This window comes from Marinilactibacillus sp. 15R (genome assembly GCF_001895285.1).
GTDB classification, from domain to species: Bacteria; Bacillota; Bacilli; order Lactobacillales; family Carnobacteriaceae_A; genus Marinilactibacillus; species Marinilactibacillus piezotolerans.
The window spans coordinates 637,473-654,781 of record NZ_CP017761.1; the positions used below are offsets into that span (position 1 = coordinate 637,473).

Annotated in this window: 14 protein-coding genes and 4 pseudogenes; 8 read left to right on the forward strand and 10 right to left on the reverse strand. The window is 35.4% G+C overall.

What is annotated here, in order from left to right; all coding sequences use genetic code 11:
• Positions 1 to 197: 197 nt before the first annotated feature.
• The 4 genes and pseudogenes from BKP56_RS03145 to BKP56_RS13730 all read left to right on the forward strand — a co-directional run bounded on the left by BKP56_RS03145 (position 198) and on the right by BKP56_RS13730 (position 3,539).
• Positions 198 to 503, forward strand: coding sequence for an ArsR/SmtB family transcription factor (locus BKP56_RS03145; RefSeq protein WP_072693676.1), 306 nt, complete (start codon positions 198 to 200; stop codon positions 501 to 503).
• 47 nt (positions 504 to 550) lie between these two features.
• The gene (locus BKP56_RS03150) at positions 551 to 1,459 is read left to right on the forward strand and encodes a cation diffusion facilitator family transporter (protein ID WP_072693677.1); all 909 of its coding nucleotides are present in this window, start codon (positions 551 to 553) and stop codon (positions 1,457 to 1,459) included.
• Positions 1,460 to 1,634: 175 nt separating this feature from the next.
• A pseudogene (locus BKP56_RS13590) lies at positions 1,635 to 2,415 on the forward strand (transposase); the annotation flags it as partial.
• 983 nt (positions 2,416 to 3,398) lie between these two features.
• On the forward strand, positions 3,399 to 3,539 hold the full coding sequence (locus BKP56_RS13730; protein WP_156849207.1) for a hypothetical protein: 141 nt from the start codon (positions 3,399 to 3,401) through the stop codon (positions 3,537 to 3,539).
• Here the strand turns inward: BKP56_RS13730 and BKP56_RS03170 are convergent.
• Positions 3,535 to 3,666, reverse strand: a pseudogene (locus tag BKP56_RS03170) (BMC domain-containing protein); the annotation flags it as partial. The gene BKP56_RS13730 and the pseudogene BKP56_RS03170 overlap by 5 nt on opposite strands.
• A 62-nt stretch (positions 3,667 to 3,728) precedes the next feature.
• A complete protein-coding gene (locus tag BKP56_RS03175; protein ID WP_072693678.1) occupies positions 3,729 to 4,898 on the reverse strand; it encodes an iron-containing alcohol dehydrogenase in 1,170 nt (389 codons plus the stop codon).
• Positions 4,899 to 5,064: 166 nt separating this feature from the next.
• Here BKP56_RS03175 and BKP56_RS03180 point away from each other — a divergent pair.
• Positions 5,065 to 6,285 (forward strand): annotated as a pseudogene (locus tag BKP56_RS03180) (IS1380 family transposase); the annotation flags it as partial.
• Between the two features lie 108 nt (positions 6,286 to 6,393).
• Positions 6,394 to 7,794, forward strand: a complete 1,401-nt coding sequence (locus BKP56_RS03185; protein ID WP_072693097.1) for an ISLre2 family transposase — start codon at positions 6,394 to 6,396, stop codon at positions 7,792 to 7,794.
• A gap of 405 nt (positions 7,795 to 8,199) precedes the next feature.
• On the opposite strand, the gene dhaM is transcribed toward BKP56_RS03185, so the two are convergent.
• The 7 genes and pseudogenes from dhaM to gldA all read right to left on the reverse strand — a co-directional run.
• Positions 8,200 to 8,574 (reverse strand): dihydroxyacetone kinase phosphoryl donor subunit DhaM, encoded by a 375-nt coding sequence (dhaM, locus tag BKP56_RS03190; protein WP_072693679.1) that lies wholly within the window; start codon positions 8,572 to 8,574, stop codon positions 8,200 to 8,202.
• Entirely contained in the window at positions 8,571 to 9,155 is a 585-nt protein-coding gene (gene dhaL / locus BKP56_RS13595; RefSeq protein ID WP_083540451.1) for a dihydroxyacetone kinase subunit DhaL, read from the reverse strand. The genes dhaM and dhaL (BKP56_RS13595) overlap by 4 nt, the downstream gene beginning before the upstream one ends.
• A 45-nt stretch (positions 9,156 to 9,200) precedes the next feature.
• Entirely contained in the window at positions 9,201 to 10,190 is a 990-nt protein-coding gene (gene dhaK, locus BKP56_RS13600) for a dihydroxyacetone kinase subunit DhaK (protein ID WP_083540452.1), read from the reverse strand.
• A gap of 38 nt (positions 10,191 to 10,228) precedes the next feature.
• Positions 10,229 to 11,368: a glycerol dehydrogenase gene (locus BKP56_RS03200; protein WP_072693680.1), complete on the reverse strand. Its 1,140-nt coding sequence runs from the start codon at positions 11,366 to 11,368 to the stop codon at positions 10,229 to 10,231.
• 554 nt (positions 11,369 to 11,922) lie between these two features.
• Positions 11,923 to 12,567 (reverse strand): dihydroxyacetone kinase subunit DhaL, encoded by a 645-nt coding sequence (dhaL, locus tag BKP56_RS13845; protein ID WP_072693681.1) that lies wholly within the window; start codon positions 12,565 to 12,567, stop codon positions 11,923 to 11,925.
• 46 nt (positions 12,568 to 12,613) lie between these two features.
• Entirely contained in the window at positions 12,614 to 13,606 is a 993-nt protein-coding gene (dhaK, locus tag BKP56_RS13850) for a dihydroxyacetone kinase subunit DhaK (RefSeq protein ID WP_072693682.1), read from the reverse strand.
• Between the two features lie 86 nt (positions 13,607 to 13,692).
• A pseudogene (gldA, locus tag BKP56_RS14200) lies at positions 13,693 to 13,990 on the reverse strand (glycerol dehydrogenase); the annotation flags it as partial.
• 485 nt (positions 13,991 to 14,475) lie between these two features.
• Between gldA and BKP56_RS03220 the strand changes: the two are divergent.
• Positions 14,476 to 15,018, forward strand: coding sequence for a TetR/AcrR family transcriptional regulator C-terminal domain-containing protein (locus BKP56_RS03220; protein ID WP_072693684.1), 543 nt, complete (start codon positions 14,476 to 14,478; stop codon positions 15,016 to 15,018).
• A 63-nt stretch (positions 15,019 to 15,081) separates the two neighbouring features.
• The gene (gene glpK / locus BKP56_RS03225) at positions 15,082 to 16,593 is read left to right on the forward strand and encodes a glycerol kinase GlpK (RefSeq protein ID WP_072693685.1); all 1,512 of its coding nucleotides are present in this window, start codon (positions 15,082 to 15,084) and stop codon (positions 16,591 to 16,593) included.
• Positions 16,594 to 16,901: 308 nt separating this feature from the next.
• On the opposite strand, the gene BKP56_RS14115 is transcribed toward glpK, so the two are convergent.
• The gene (locus BKP56_RS14115) at positions 16,902 to 17,036 is read right to left on the reverse strand and encodes a hypothetical protein (protein WP_257786581.1); all 135 of its coding nucleotides are present in this window, start codon (positions 17,034 to 17,036) and stop codon (positions 16,902 to 16,904) included.
• Between the last annotated feature and the right edge of the window lie 273 nt (positions 17,037 to 17,309).

Consider the following 17,309-nt stretch of genomic DNA (forward strand, 5'->3'; position numbering starts at 1 on the left):
AAGTTAAATTCATATGTTTACATAATCATATTAACTCACTGTATGAGTTTTGTCAAGACAAGATGCTTCTTATTCAAATGGACTACTATTATGAATACAAAAGTCTTAATTTAGTCTATAAACTAAAAACTTGCATCGCTTTACCCATGTGGTATTATATATATGAATAGAAAATCATATGAGAGGAATAAGAGCATATGGATACATCAACAACTTCGCCAATCAATAAAGAGAAGATCCAATCAATAAGCAAAGTATTCAAAGTGATTAGTGACCCTACACGCTTGTCAATTCTCTTTCTTTTACAGAAAGAAGAGCTCAGTGTTGGAAACATTGTGCTTGCATTGGATATGGAACAGTCCGCGATTTCACACCAACTAAAAATATTGAAAGATTCAAGTTTAGTGAAGGCAAGAAGAGAAGGGAAAAGCATGGTTTACAGTCTTGATGATCTTCATGTTTTCAGTATTCTCGAACAAATCTTAACTCATATCAATGAATAAGAACAATAAAAGCTAATAAGGTATAAAACTAAATGGAGGTTTTTAAAATGTCAAAATCAGATAAAAATCATAATCACTCGCATCAGGATCAATCGAAAAAAAATATTAAAATTGCTTTTTTCACCAACTTTATTTTCTCCATAAGTGAATTTTTCTTTGGGTTTCTTTTCAATAGTGTGTCCATTATGTCTGACGCAGTTCATGATTTAGGGGACTCTATTTCAATTGGATTCGCTTGGTTTTTCCAGGGGTACTCAGAAAAGCAACAAGATGAACGGTTCACCTTTGGCTATAAACGATTTTCTTTACTGGGCGCGCTGATAACTGGCGTTGTGCTAATTAGTGGCTCGTTCTTTATGATCTATCGTAGTGTGCCACGTTTGATTGATCCGCAACCGGTTAATTACAGTGGCATGTTTTGGCTTTCTCTCGTAGCTATTGCATTGAATGGATATGCTGCTTGGATTTTAAGCAAAGGCACATCCAAAAATGAGGGTATGTTGAACCTCCATATGCTAGAAGATGTATTAGGGTGGATTGGAGTCTTGATTGTGAGTATTCTAATGAACTTTACCGAGGCTTATCGATTGGATCCAATCTTATCGATTTTGATAGCACTCTATATCCTCTATAAAACTGTACCTGAATTTTTCAGTACAATGAAAATTTTATTGAACGGTTCGCCGGAAAATGTAAACGTAGAGAACCTGGCGAACTCCATTAACAATATTCCTGCTGTAAAGGACCTCTCTCATTTTCACATTTGGTCACTGGACGGAGAAGAAAATGCCCTTATCGTTACGGTTCTTATAGACTCTTCCGATATAAACAAGACTAGGGAAATCAAAGAAGAAATTGCAGAGCTTGCCCATACATCGGGTGTAAAGGATCATATCACAATAGAAATAACTACAAGTAAAGACGAACTGGAAAAAGGGTATGCTTATGGCAGTTAAAGTATTTATATATTGAAAAAAGGACTATTTTAAATCGAGTAGGAGACTAGTCAATTAATGGCTAGTCTCCTACTCGATTTATTAGTGCAAAGCACCCCTTAAATTTAATGCAAAATAAAATTACAATTTACACTTAATTGGCTTTTTTTACTTAATTTATCGGTTTCATAACTTAACACATTCGGATACTTTTGGCAATCAGGAGAAGTCGCATTATAATGCCCATTACCAAACGAATGGCTATCATCTACTTGTTGCCTTTGAAGGCCTGACCGGCCACTTTTTGACCATTACCAAGAAACCGTACCTGTATGTTCTATTCTAGTGCGTGCAGATAGTGGTTTTGCAACTCCTGAATTATATGAACTGTGTGAAAAACGTCAAAATTTTTATGTTATTCGATTGAAATCGAATCGTAACCTAGGAAAAATCGCTGAGCAATTTGTATCGATAGATGACCAACAGGATTGGGATAAAAAAGAAGTGCGCTACGCTTCTGCACTCTATCAAGCGAAGAGCTGGACACATTCACGAAGACTTTGTATTAAATCTACGCGTGAAGCAACCGAATTGATTGCTCGACATGAATTTATCATAACCAATTCATCAGAGAAACTTTCTGCAGAAGCGGTCTTTCAAACCTATTCTAAAAGAGACACCATGGAAAATTACATTAAAGAGGCCAAAATGGATTTTATTTCGATAAAACCTATAGCCCTCGTTTTTTAGAAAATCATGCACGTATGATGGTGAGTGTACTAGCTTACAACATCGTCAATTTTATGCGTACTCTTTGTTTTACGAAAGAAACCAAAGGTTTTCAAGTTTCAACTATTCGTTTGCTCTTATTTAAAGTAGCGGGTAAACTTGTTCATTCTGGACGAAAAACCTTTTTAAAAATCAGTTCCTATTACGTTTACTATGAACTATTCCATAAAATCTTGCGGAATATTTAGCATTTCAAATTGCAGTAGCACTCACACCTAATGGAATAGTTTAAAAAAAGGCTAATTTCAAGGGATTAGTATGCCTGAAAACCTTAATTTTCTGACAAAAAAATGAGTGACGTGGAAATTTTAAGTAAAATAAAGTAAACATATTAAACTAATGATCTGAAAGAAGTGAAAAATGCCCCAATTATTAATTTTCTTAAAAGTATGAATCATTCAGGGTAAACTATTTTAATTTTTAAGTTAATATTTTTCAGTAGAACTTATAAAAAAATATTTTATGAGATTCATTCAACTAGTCAATTAGATATTGAATGAATTTTTTTATGTTCTGATAAAATGATAATATAAGTTCTTATCTAAGAGAGAACTTTTTATAAAATGTCCTCCATAGATTTTTTTGTAGTATATAATATATCATTTAATGCAATATTGTTTTAACTATTGAGTGAGATGTGCTTATAAACTGTTCAACGGACAAAGCTAATCTATTGTCTGTTGAATTGATACCGTTTACTTAGTAAAGTGGGTTTATAGACAAATAAAGCGCTTTAATTATTTGGTGAATATTTTAGCAATTAATTTTTAAAGACGTTTTATTTCAAAAATAGGGGGAATAGAATGGAGAAAACCATTTATTAGTCCATCAAAATATGTCCAAGGTGAAAATGAGTTGTTAAATTTAGGGTTCTACATTAAATCTTTAAGTGAGTCAGTATTAGTTATTGGGAATCCTTATGATATCAATCGTTTTCAAGATAAGTTGGATCAAACTTCTAAACATTTTGTAGTCATATAACACTTAGCTGACTTTGGTAAGGAAGCAACACGAGAAGAAGCCGACCGCCTTAAAAAGCTAGCAAAAGAAAAAGGAGCAGACGTCATCGTCGGTTTAGGTTTCGAATTAGGGGGACTTGCTGCAGCTCATGCTATTTATAATGGTTAACGGTTCTAAATGGTCCTCATAATTATTTCCACATGGTGAACAAGTGGCCTTTACAACTTTTGTTCAACGTATTCTTGAAGATGAACCAACAAAAGAAGTGGAAGAGTTATTAGATTTCAGTTTATCGGTTGGTTTGCCTGTTTTTTTACAATCGGCGTTCTATAATCCCTCCTCTAAGCAGTGATTAACCCTTGACCCATTTTTTCTTGTCCTACTAATGTTACATTAGCTGCTTTTAACACTGCATCCGTTGCTTTGATTGATGCAATTAAACCACGTGTTTCAATTAAGCCTAATACTTTTTGTTGCATAAATTATTACCCCATTCAAACTAATTTCTCATAATGGAAAATAATAAATACAAAAATATTTTCTATGCTTCATATGCATTTTGAAATAGTTTTATGATATCATCCTTGTTACCAACTCTAGGGTTAGAAAAAGCATTACCATCTTTCAATGCATTTATTGCCATCTGATCAAAATCTTCTGGCAAAGCACCCAAATCCTTAATATTTGTTGGTATACCAACATCTTCAGAAATAAGAATCATCGCTTCAATAGCTTTATCGGCAGCTTCCCTAACGGATAATCCTGCAATATCCTCACCTAGTAATTCTGCAATATCAGAAAAACGCTCTGGATTACTAATAATATTCCATTTTTCAACAGTCGGCATCAACACAGCACAACACACTCCGTGAGGAGCATCGTACTGCCCACCTAATTGATGAGCCATTGCATGAACATAACCTAAGTCTGCATTATTGAAAGCCATTCCAGCTAAAATTGAAGCATAGGCCATATTGGTTCTTGCTTCTACGTCATGTCCATTAGCTACGGCACGTCTTAGATATTTACTAATTAATTTTATTCCTTGAATCGCTTGGGCGTCTGTAATTGGATTTCTATTTACTGATACATACGATTCTACACAGTGTGTTAAGGCATCCATACCTGTGGCAGCAGTTAGGGCTGCCGGAATATCCAGCATGAGCATTGGATCATTAAAGGAAACTAATGGGACATTTCTCCAAGAAACAACAACAAATTTCAAATGAGTTTTTTCATTGGTTATAACCGCATGTCGTGTAATTTCTGAGGCCGTTCCAGCTGTTGTATTTACAGCCATTAGCGGGGGCAAAGGGTTTTCTAATGTTTCAATTCCGGCAAGGGCTGATAGGTCATCACCATTTGATAAAACAATACCAATTCCTTTTCCACAATCATGAGATGATCCACCACCTATCGTAATGATTGAATCACAATCATTATCCATATATATCTTTTTACCTTCTTTAACATTCCTTATTTTCGGGTTTGGTTCTATACCATCAAAAATAACGTATGCAATATCAGCTTTCAGTAAAGAAATTTCTGCCTGTTTAACTGGCCCATTATCTAAATTTCTTAAGAAAGCATCTGTTACAATCAATACTTTTTTCATATTCAACATTTTTGCTCTTTCTCCGACCTTTTCAACTACCCCAGGGCCAAAAAAATTTACATTAGGCATCATAAAATCATAATTCTCTTTTAACATATCTATTCCCCCCTGAACAATTCATACTTTTCGTTGAAACATGTGCCAACTGCCTAACGGCAGCTTAAATTTACTTTTTCATTTTCACCTGTTAAGTGATGAAAAAAGAACCCCATTCTGATATGGTAAAGGTGTCTAAACCAACCATAAGAAAGGAGTTCTCTTCATGATTAGCTTACACAAAAACCAGGTAAAATTCAATTCAAACATCATCATTTCGCATACAGGTGGTCGTTTATCGAGTGATTCGGGTTTAGTCTTAGTTAAAGAAGTAATGGATACCTTCAAGTTTTCTGATTTGGCAAAATCACTTCTGGACATTAAAGATAACCGTGCTTACTACACGCATGATAATTTAGCGATATTAGAACAGCTCATTATGCAACTGATTGCTGGTTATTCGGCAGACTCGTCAGCTAATCTGTTACGACAGGATCCAGTCTTTCAAATGGTGTTAGGCAGAAAACAATTAGCCTCACAATCGTCAATTTCACGGTTTCTGGATCGTTTCACCACGGAAAATGTGGGTCAATTACAATCATTAAATCAGTCGCTCATTGATAAAGCGCGTTTGATTCGCAATGACACAGAGTTAATCATTGATCTCGATTCCACTCATTCAGATACCTTTGGCCATCAAGAACAAACAGATTATAATGCACATTATCAAACCTACGGCTACCACCCATTAGTTGCCTTTGACGGACTGACTGGAGATTTCTTAAAAGCTGAACTGCGTTCAGGTAATCAGTACACATCTAAAGGGGTGAAAGCCTTTATCGACCCATTGTTACACCACTACAATGAATCCATACCGAATACTGACATATTGGTTCGTGGGGACAGCGGCTTCGCAACACCAGAGGTGTATGAGTCTTGTGAAGAAAATGAAAGTCAGTATGTGATCCGATTAAAGAACAATCGGAGGTTAAGTCAATTAGCTGAGCAATCCGTTCTTTACGGGGATAACCAAAAATGGGAAGATCGGGAAGTTCAGTATTTTTCAATGCCTTATCAAGCACAATCATGGTCGAAACCCCGTCGTGTCTGTATTCGATCAATCCGTGAAGCAGGAGAACTCCTCTTTCAACACGCATTCATTGTGACCAATCTGTCAGATAACGTATCGCCTCAAGTTATATTTTCTCTTTACGGCAAGCGAGGGACAATGGAGAATTTCATCAAAGAAGCGAAAGGTGGCTTTTATTTCGATAAAACAGATAGTCCACGCTTCTTAGAAAATCATGTCAGAATGATGATTAGTCTGCTTGCATACAACCTCATCAACTGTCTAAAGACTATCGGCTTTGATAAAAAGAACCAAGGGATGACTATTCATTCCATCCGACTAACATTCCTTAAAGTCGCTGGCAAACTTGTGCAAACAGTTAGTGTAAAATAGTTCTCGGTTAGTGATATCATTTCGTTTTCTAGACAAAAAGAAACGAGACCTTTAATCTAGTAGTTACCACACCAGTAGAAAAGAGGCCTCGTTATGAATCATATAATATCACAAATAGTTGAACTCTGGAAGAATGAAGAATCTGTTATCGATATAGAAAACAATTTAAACCTTTGGTTTCAAGGTTGGAATGAATGGTTAATGCAGCATGCCATAGAGAGAATAGATAAAGAACTTTATCAGCAGTATAAACATAAAGGCTGGCATGTAGACAATATTGAACCTCGAACTGTTCAATTTGTATTTGGTAAGATCACTTACTATCGGAGACGACTAAAAAAGGAAGGGAGACCATCTTTCATCGCTTTGGATAAAGCCTTAGGCTTACAAAAGTATAAGCGCTACTCTCCTAACACTCAAAAGGTGATGGCTCAATTGGGGGCTAATATGCCTTATAGACAGGCCAAAAAGTCTCTTCTGATAAGTAGTTCTGTGACAGCTAGCCATTCTACCATTCACCGTGTAACGCAAGAGGTTGGAGAAAAGGTTCAACACTACCTGTCTAAATATTACTATAAATCAGACCTTCCTAAGACTAAGCGAAAGAAGGTAAAAGCATTATATATTGAAGGTGATGGTTTGCTTGTTAAAGGAAGGCAAGGCGACTCTCCAACCATTCATCGCGTCATCGTACATGAAGGCATTGATAAAAAGAAGCAGAGACATACGCTTATAAACAAGATGGCATTTTCAAGTTTAGATTCCAGTAAAGACGCTTTTAAGCAAGCTGCTCATTATTTAAATCAAGTCTATGACTTGAAAGAGACACTTGTCATCACAAACAGCGATGGAGGAAGCGGGTATGAAAAAGATAAATTTGACACTATCGTTGGCTATTGTCATCGGCATGAACATTTTAGAGATACCTACCACGTACATCGAAAGGTAAAAGAACGTTTATCTTTCGATAAAAAAATGGAAGGATTAATGATAAAAGCTGTAAAAAAATTTGACTGGTCATTAGTGGAATCCGTTTGTGCAACAGCTGAAAGCAGATTGATAGACATGCCAGAAGAAAGCAAAGCAATACGCAAAGATCAAATTAAAAAATTGAAAAAATATTTGTATAGAAATTGGGAATACATCAAAAGCTTTAAACAACGTGACCTCCCCCTGTCCGATGGGACAGGCGTTTGTGAAACTGGACATCGTGTGTATAGTTACCGGACGAAAAGGCAGGGACGTAGTTGGACAAAAGCAGGTGTAGCTAATGTCGTAGCATTACTAACAGCAGAACAAAACAGTCTTCTGGAAAAAGCTTTGACCACAGAAGTTGATTCTATCGTTGAACCGTTAGGTGAAGATCTTAAGGGAGCAGTCCGTCAGGCTTTGAAAAAGCCTCGTTCAACCACACACACTGTTCAAACTGGGAAAATATCCAACTATGGCCCTGTGAGTAGCTTCATTGGGAAATTAGGCCGGGCATTTTCCTGAAAATATTAACACAACATAATTTCTGTTAATTCTACTAGTTAAAGGTTACCGAGAAAAACTTGACGCATACGTGCAAACAGGCAGACGAGCCTATCTAAAATTGTCGAGTTATCATGTGTATCAAACTGAATTCTATAGGGTCTTCGAGCGCCTACGGCGATCCAGTCAATGGATTTAAATCAGTTATCACGTTATTTTTTTGAATCAATCGTCTACAAGGGAGAAGTATGCCCTCAAACAAACAAGAGAATCGTAAGAAGGTTCATTTAGTTAAAATCTACTTCGAGAACGCACTATTTTGTAGAAAAATTCCCAATTTTTCCAAGAACGATTAATTTATTCAAGAAACCAGCTTAAATTATAGAGCTATGAATTATTCAGGTCCCCTATTCTTCTTATATTTTTTTATTTATCAATCTGTATTTCTTTTAATTGCTCTTCAATTGCCTCTTGAGTCACACCCGCTTGTAAGAGTGCTGCTGCGGTATAAGCTCCTTCAACTATCGGTACATCGTAAATAGTGATCGATTTATCACTAAGCTCTTTAGCCATATCCAAATTCATTTTGGCACTACCCAAATCATAAAAGGCAAGTAAATTATCCGATGGATGTTTATTGATAGCTTCAAGAATACTATCAAAACTTGTCCCAATTTCAGTTTCGGATAGTCCTCCAATTACTTCGATATCAACGTCACCAGCAACTTCTTGAATTAATCGGTTGATCCCTTTTGCAATCTCATACACGTGAGAGATAATAATAATACCAGTTTTTGTCATTGTCCAGCCTCCGCTTCTAGCATAGCGTGAAATAGTAAAGCAGAGGAATAAGCACCTGGATCGATATGTCCAATGGAGCGTTCACCTACATATGAAGCACGCCCTTTTCTAGCTTTTAATGGTTTCGTTGCTTCGACGGCCTCATCAATAACTTCATTGGTTAATTGCTCGTTTTCTGCTGCCTGAACAACTGGTGCCCAAACATCGATCATCGTCTTATCGCCAATTTCGGCTTTTCCACGTTTTTGGATGCTCTCTAATCCACACTGTAGCACTTTGCTCCATGATGAACCATCTCCTTGATATGTTTTCAGCATACCCATAAAAGCTGAACCATACAGTGGACCTGATGCGCCCCCGACCTTGCTTAATAAAGTAGTCGTAACTAGTTTTAAAAGCTCTTCGAGTGAATTGGGAGATTGTGTGTCAATCGCTTCGACAACATGAGCCATGCCTCGCGACATATTATTGCCATGATCACTATCCCCAATCGGTGTGTCCAGTTGCGTGAGATAATCTTTTTCTTGTTGGACCTTCTCATTAAATAATTCCATCCAACGAATGCCTGTTTGTATATCCATTATGGATTTGGCTCCTTTCGTATAACCTATAAACTGTCAACATACTTACCAGCTTATAGTTGTGACTGGTGCGTTTAATGCTTCAATATAAAAATCATTTTCTAAATAAAGTAAAGTTAATGACAACCCTTGCATTTCAAGTGATGTCATATAGTTGCCTATTTTGTAATAGTCCACTGACAATTTACGTTCATCCATAAGCTGTTGTACATCATTTGTAAAGACATATTGTTCCATTAATGGTGTTCCACCTAATCCATTAACAATTACCGCAAATCGGTCTGTTACTTTCACATCAAATTCGTTTACTAATTTCGTTAATAACTCATTTGCCAGGTTATGAGATGTTTGCAGTTTTTCCCTACGATATCCAGGTTCACCATGAATTCCTACTCCGTATTCAATCTCATCTTCTGCTAGGACAAAGCTTGGCTGAGTGCTTCCTGGTGTAGTCACACCAGTCAATGCAAGTCCAATAGATTTAATATTTGGAATTAAGTTGTCAGCTAATTCTTTAATTTCTGTGATTGACTTTCCTTGTTGCGCTGCGTAGCCTACTATTTTGTGAACGAGAATCGTTCCGGCTACTCCCCGTTTCCCTTGAGTGTATAAGCTGTCTTCCACAGCGATATCATCATCTACAACAACACTTGCGACTTCTATTCCTTCCATTTCAGCCAATTCTTGAGCCATTTCAAAATTCATAATATCTCCAGAATAATTTTTGATCACCATGAAGACACCGGCACCCTCATTGGCTACCTTAATGGCCTCTAAAATTTGATCTGGCGTTGGGGAAGTAAACACTGCTCCGCAAACGGCAGCAGATAACATTCCTTCGCCGACAAATCCAGCATGAGCGGGTTCATGTCCGCTTCCGCCTCCAGAAATAACAGCTACTTTTCCTGATTTTTCCGTTTTACGTTGGATGATACCAGTCTCTGGTATCCTTTGGACCAATTCAGCATGGCCAATGATCATGCCTTTTAACATTTCGTCAACTATATTAATCGGGTCATTCACAATTTTTTTCATCAGTTCCCATCCTTTGATCTATAAGTTTAACAAATAGTTTATTTTACTGACTTGCGTTTCTTGTAGTCTCGGCCAATTACATCAGCTGCAATAATAGCTTGAGCTACACTTTCAGGTGTCACTTCAAAAGGCATAGCATGAATAGATTCTTCAGGGATACATGCTTTTTCGGCGACTTTAAGGATTTCTTCATATTTCACTTCTGCTACATCCAAATCTGCTAATGATACCGGTAGCCCAACAGATAAACTGAAGTCTAATAAAGCTTCAACTTCATCATTTGGTGCGTCCTCAAGGATAAGTTGGACAAATGTTGTAAATGCTACTTGCTCCCCATGGAAGTAATTATGAGGACCATCTAGAACTGTCAAGCCATTATAAATGGCATGTGCTGCAGCTAGTCCGCCTGATTCAAATCCAAGACCAGATAATAGTGTATTTGCTTCAATAATATTCTCTAATGCTGGTGTAACAACATTATTGTCACATGCAATCTTTGCATTGTAGCCATTCTCCATCACTGTTTCGTAACAAGCTCTTGCTAATGTGATAGATGCAATCGTACCTTTAGCAGGTGCTGTATCCCCTGTATGGTATCCATTCGGCAAGCCAGCGTTTACATTTGAATTTGAACGACGTGTTGCACGCGCTTCATAATAAGTAGCTAGTGAATCTCCCATGCCGGAAATTAAGAATCGAGCTGGTGCTTGAGCAATTACCGTAGTATCCATTAATACTACGCTAGGGCTTTGGATAAAATAAGCGTATTCATCAAAATGATGATCTTTCGTATATAATACTGCAGAGTGGCTAGTTGGGGCATCTGTAGCTGCAATCGTTGGGCAGACAATTAAATTATGACCATTAGCAACTGTTTTAGATGTATCGATTGCTTTTCCACCACCTAATCCAACAATGATATCTGTCCCTTTTTCTTTCGCTAATTTTTTAAGACGATTTACTTCTTCGCGTGTTGCTTCTCCACCAAAATCTGCAAGGTGTAAAGTTATGCCAAAATGTTCTGCTGTTTTATCCAATTTATCTTGAACTCGTTCAATATCGCCTGGATTTCCAATAACTAAAGCGGATTCACCAAAGGATTTAACATAAAAACCTAAATTTAATAACTCATTTTCTCCTTGGACATATTTTGTTGGACTAATAAAAGCTTTTCTCATTTCTATTCCTCCTCATATTTTTTAAATTGAAGTCACTCTTGAAGTAATGAATGACTTCTTTTTAAATCTAAACTAAGTTTAATAAGAAAGCGATATCATTTCAATAGACAAAAGATACTATTTGTCCGCTTTAATTATTTTGAAGTATGACTTATAGTAGAAAGAAATAGAATAGTTTAGTTAATAAATTGTCAAAGGGGTCTCAAGTATGAACTACCAAAATACAAAAAAATTATTTCTTGTACTTTCAAAAATCTAGCTAGCGAAAAAATAATTGACAAAATATCCATAATAGATATCATGGATCAGACTGATTACTGCCGCTAAACTATCTTGAAGAGAATAGAACGTAGTATAAAAAAATAGTTTCAAGCAAAAATGCTGGTTAGTTAATAGATGTTCGTAGTTTATATTTTCAACAAGTAGCTAACTTAAACTTGAAATTTGCGTAAATTAAAAAAGTGGAATGAATACATATATACGTACTTATTCCACCTTTTTTAATTTATTATTAGTTCTAGAATATTTATACAACATAAATTATCTACAAATTATTATTCTGCTTCTTCTTTAATTTTTTTTATTACTTCCATAAATATAACACCGATAGCAACAGCTCCAGCATCTGGAAAATTAAGACTTCGCTCCCCAAGATATGAAGCCCTTCCCTTAGAAGCTATCATTTCTCTTGTTTTTTCAGCTCCACATACAGCTTTACACGCACTTTTATTAGCAGCTATCATAAAAGTATCATCTTCTTCAACACTTATTTTAAAAGATTCAGCTGCTGGAATTAGTGCATCAAGTAATGTCTTATCTCCAATTTTAGCTCCTCCACGTTTCTGTATTCCATCTACAGAAGATTGGAAAAGATCAGAAACCTCTTTTAAATTTAATTCTGTTTTACCCTTTGAATATTTTGCTGCACTTCTAAAAGCTGAACTCCATATAGGGCCTGAGGCACCTCCACAGTACTCGGTGATAATCATTCCGCATGCTTTAAGAAATGCTCCAATATCTTCCTTAGGAAGTTCCTCCCACTCATTTTTTAACTCTCTAAATCCCTTAGCAATAGACATTCCAAAATCACCATCTCCTGCAGCTGAATCCAATTCACAGAAATAGACCTCATTTTCAATGATTACATCACACATATGTCCTACAATTTGTACAACGTTTGATACTTCCAATTTTTCCACTATAGCTTCCTCCCAGGTAGTTGAACTATTTTTATTCAACAAATACTCATATCTTAAATGCTGGAGTATCTGATGGATAATCTAGCATTTCTTTGAGCTCTTTATCTAATTTCATAAGAGATATTGAAGCGCCACTCATATCAATGGCTGTCATATAATTACCAACAAAAGTTTTGTAAATCTTTATATTTTTATTCTCCAAAATCGTACTAACTGAATTATTTAAAAGATACAATTCCTGTAAGGGGGTCGATCCAAAACCATTTACAAGCAACGCTACATCATCCCCAGTTTCATATGGTAAATCAGCAATAATTCGTTCAAGCATTTTTTCCGAAAGCTCATCTGCAGATAGTATTTTTTCACGTGCTATACCAGGTTCTCCATGAATTCCTACACCAAATTCCATTTCATCATCACCAATGGTAAATGTTGGTGTTCCCTTTGCTGGTACAGTGCATGAAGTAAAAGCAAATCCTATGGATCTTACGTTTTCTATTGCTTTCTCAGCTGAATTTTTAACTTCTAAAAGGTTAAGACCTTTTGCGGCTGCAGCTCCTGCAATTTTATGAACAAGTACTGTTCCCGCAACACCTCTTCTTCCAATGGTGTAAAGACTATCTTTAACTGCTACATCATCATTCACATAAACTTTCTCAACCATTATACCGTCATCTTCAGCCATTTCTGCAGCTCCATCAAAGTTCATACAGTCTCCTGAGTAATTCTTTATAATTAATAACGTTCCTTTATCTGACTCAGTTTTTGTAATCGCATTATAAATCTGTATTGTTGACGGGGAGGCAAATACATCTCCACAAACAGCTGCATCTAACATCCCTTTACCTACAAAGCCACCATGAGCTGGTTCATGGCCACTACCACCACCACTAATCAAAGTTACCTTATTAGTATTTAACTTTTTTCTTGTTATAATTTTATATTTTTTATTAAAACTTAATTGTTCTGGGTGAGCCTTAACCATACCTTCACACATCTCTATTACAATATCTTCAACTTTATTAACAATTTTTTTCATTTTTTTCCTCTTTTCTTTTCAATTATTATCACTTATCTTTTTTATGAAACGATTATTAAAGGTTCCAAGTAAATTAAAAAGAAGACATAGATAGATTCTTCAGGGATACAAGCCTTTTGTGCCACTTTAACAATTTCTTCATAGCTTACTTCTTCTACATCTAAGTCTTCTAAAAAAACAGGCAAACCAACCGATAAACTGAAATCTAATAACTCTTCCACTTCTTTTGTTGGTTCATCTTCAAGAATACGTTGAACAAAAGTTGTAAAGGCCACTTGTTCACCATGTGGAAATAATTATGAGGACCATTTAGAACCGTTAACCATTATAAATAGCATGAGCTGCAGCAAGTCCCCCTAATTCGAAACCTAAACCGACGATGACGTCTGCTCCTTTTTCTTTTGCTAGCTTTTTAAGGCGGTCGGCTTCTTCTCGTGTTGCTTCCTTACCAAAGTCAGCTAAGTGTTATATGACTACAAAATGTTTAGAAGTTTGATCCAACTTATCTTGAAAACGATTGATATCATAAGGATTCCCAATAACTAATACTGACTCACTTAAAGATTTAATGTAGAACCCTAAATTTAACAACTCATTTTCACCTTGGACATATTTTGATGGACTAATAAATGGTTTTCTCCATTCTATTCCCCCTATTTTTGAAATAAAACGTCTTTAAAAATTAATTGCTAAAATATTCACCAAATAATTAAAGCGCTTTATTTTTTTATAAAATCAGTTTATTAAGTAAACGTTATCAACTAAACAGACAAAAGAAAGACTTTATCGCTTCAATTATTTTTAGTATGATGTATAATCAACTGTAAGAGAATATTAAAGCTAATCTGTTGTCAAAGGAGTTAAGAAATATGACCCAAAATAACACAACTAAGGAAATCATTTCTTATTCTTTCAAAAAACTAACTTGCGAAAAGGCTATCGACAAGATATCGATAACGAATATAATGGTTCAAACCGAGTACCGTCGCCAAACTTTTTATGACCATTTTGATGACAAGTATGATTTAATTACTTGGATTTTCTCCTATGAGGTTTCTGGATCAATTAATTTGATTTCTATTTGGGAAAACCGAGAGGATATATTATTCTATTTATTAACGTATCTTGAAGAAAATAAAGTCTACTATAAGCGAATTTTTTCTAATACACAGTTAGATTCTTTTAAAGATTATTTTATTTATTACATAAAAAAAGAAGTCCAAACAATTATGAAAGACTATTATAAAAACCATGTTCATTCAGTCTATAATCAAAATTCTATGGAGATAACTACTGAATTTTATACGTATGGTTTGTCTGAGATGCTCTACCGTTGGGTGCTTAAGGACTGTGTTCCTCAAAGTAATCACTTTCATGAATTACTTATTAAAACAATTCATAATAAGTTTTAATTTAAAAAAAGGTTAGATTTAAGACGATTTTTCTATGTAATATACTTAAGGAGATGGTTGCTGATGGCAGAATATATTTTATCTATCGACCAAGGAACAACGACAACGCGTGCTATTATCATTGATCGTCAAGGAAATTACATTAATACCGCATCTCAAAAGTTTGAGCAACATATACCAAAGGCTGGCTGGGTAGAACAAGACCCACTTGTCATTTGGCAATCTGTTTGTAAGGTTATCGATAATGTTATGGAACATTCAGGAGTATCCTTTAGTCAGATTAAAGGAATTGGGATAACCAACCAACGTGAAACAACTATTGTATGGGACCGTAAAACGGGTCACCCCATACACAATGCCGTTGTTTGGAGTTCTAATCAGTCATTAGCAATTGTGAATCAACTAAAAGAAGAAAAAATTGAAGAATACATCCACGAGAAAACAGGATTGGTTCTAAGCCCTTATTTTTCTGCTAGTAAAATAAGGTGGATTCTTGATCATCATCCTGGCTCACAAAAACGAGCAGAAAATGGAGAGTTAGCTTTCGGTACAGTTGATAGTTGGATTATTTGGAATCTAACGAATAGTAAAATTCATTCAACTGATCATACAAATGCTTCTAGAACGATGCTCTTCAACATCCATACTTTAGAATGGGACGAATATTTACTAAATCTGTTTCATATTCCTAAAAGTATGTTGCCAAAGGTTTATCCTAGTTCTCATGTATATGGCCTAACGGATATAGATTTATTTAGCGAAGTAAATATCCCTATTTCTGGCGTGGCTGGGAATCAACAGGCTGCTTTATTTGGCCAGTTAGCCTTTCAACCAGGCCAAGTAAAAAGTACCTATGGGCAAGGAACTTTTATTGTTATGAATACAGGTTTCGAACCAAAATTATCCAAACACAGATTACTTACGACAATCGGTTATTCTATTGGTTCGAAGGTAACTTACGCTCTTGAGGGTTCAGCACTTATTTCAGGTAGTGCAATAGAATGGTTAAAAGATGGATTAAATTTATTCGATTCGATGGATGATTCAGAATTATTGGCGCTTGAAGCGGAGATTAATTCCAGCGTTTATGTACTCCCGACCTTTCGAGGTATTGGCGCACCTTATTGGGATTCATCAGCACGTGGAGCTGTCCTAGGGATCGATGAATCCACCAGCCGCCGAGAATTAGTCCGTGCTACTCTAGAATCACTCGCCTATCAAGTTAGTGACATTATTGAATTAATGGAACTAGATACTGATATTCTAGTTGATATTCTTCACGTTGATGGAGGAGCTGCACAAAATAACTTATTGATTCAATTTCAAGCAGATATCCTAGGAAAAACTGTTAGACGAATTGAACGTTTAGAAACAACAAGTTTGGGTGCTGCCTATCTGGCTGGATTAGCGGTTGATTATTGGCGAGACCAAAATGAATTAACTGCCTTAGTATCTGAAAAAGAACAATTTGAACCACATATGACTGATAAAGAACGACAAGAAAGATTACATGGTTGGCATAGCGCTGTAAAAGCTATTCTTTATTACGCTAAATTACTACATGGGCAAGTTTAATAAAATACAAGGTCTTTATTTTGTTAAGCAGCTACCTTATTCTAAAGTTCTGTATTTGAGATTATTTAACTAAGATAGTTTTTTTCTTATAAAACAATAAGTACGCTACGTGTATAAATTCACTTTATGAAAAACGTAGTATAATAGTTATTGAAGATAACGAAAATTCGTCTTCTTAACGGCGTTTTTCCGAACCCGTTCATAAAACTGAATGATTTCATCTCTTAAGAAAAACCAACTATACCTTTGAGTATGTAAATAAACTTATACTTTTATGCAGATTAAATCTGTTATCTTCTACGCTTTTATTATATAATGAGTGTGGAATAGTTATGTTCAAGCTGATTCATCAACGAAACTAATATTTCGTTTTTTCTTCTTTTAGGTAAAGCTAAAGCTTTTTGATAAGATTCTGCAATTAAATCTAAGTCTGCCTGAGCCATTTTTATCCCTATTTTCTTATAAATTATTATTTATCCTGGATTATTCATACTTTTTATGAAATGTATTGAGAACAGTTACATGCCGACCTTAAGCACGATTTTGATTTTTCACCATAGGTGAAAAATCGGAATGCTTGTAAGTTTCGGTACTACAACATTTTTAAGTACTAAGGATAGATTATATGAATAATCCAGGTTTATTGTATTATTTATATAAAAAAATCACTAGTGTTGTAACGTGTATTTTCTCTTATAGCATGTCAAAGTACTTTT

Coding starts and splice junctions, on each gene's coding strand:
- BKP56_RS03145 (WP_072693676.1), top strand. CDS start 198: ATGGATACATCAACAACTTCGCCAATCAATAAAGAGAAGATCCAATCA.
- BKP56_RS03150 (WP_072693677.1), top strand. CDS start 551: ATGTCAAAATCAGATAAAAATCATAATCACTCGCATCAGGATCAATCG.
- BKP56_RS03175 (WP_072693678.1), bottom strand. CDS start 4,898: ATGTTAAAAGAGAATTATGATTTTATGATGCCTAATGTAAATTTTTTT.
- BKP56_RS03185 (WP_072693097.1), top strand. CDS start 6,394: ATGAATCATATAATATCACAAATAGTTGAACTCTGGAAGAATGAAGAA.
- dhaM (WP_072693679.1), bottom strand. CDS start 8,574: ATGACAAAAACTGGTATTATTATTATCTCTCACGTGTATGAGATTGCA.
- dhaL (WP_083540451.1), bottom strand. CDS start 9,155: ATGGATATACAAACAGGCATTCGTTGGATGGAATTATTTAATGAGAAG.
- dhaK (WP_083540452.1), bottom strand. CDS start 10,190: ATGAAAAAAATTGTGAATGACCCGATTAATATAGTTGACGAAATGTTA.
- BKP56_RS03200 (WP_072693680.1), bottom strand. CDS start 11,368: ATGAGAAAAGCTTTTATTAGTCCAACAAAATATGTCCAAGGAGAAAAT.
- dhaK (WP_072693682.1), bottom strand. CDS start 13,606: ATGAAAAAAATTGTTAATAAAGTTGAAGATATTGTAATAGAGATGTGT.
- BKP56_RS03220 (WP_072693684.1), top strand. CDS start 14,476: ATGACCCAAAATAACACAACTAAGGAAATCATTTCTTATTCTTTCAAA.
- glpK (WP_072693685.1), top strand. CDS start 15,082: ATGGCAGAATATATTTTATCTATCGACCAAGGAACAACGACAACGCGT.
- BKP56_RS14115 (WP_257786581.1), bottom strand. CDS start 17,036: ATGGCTCAGGCAGACTTAGATTTAATTGCAGAATCTTATCAAAAAGCT.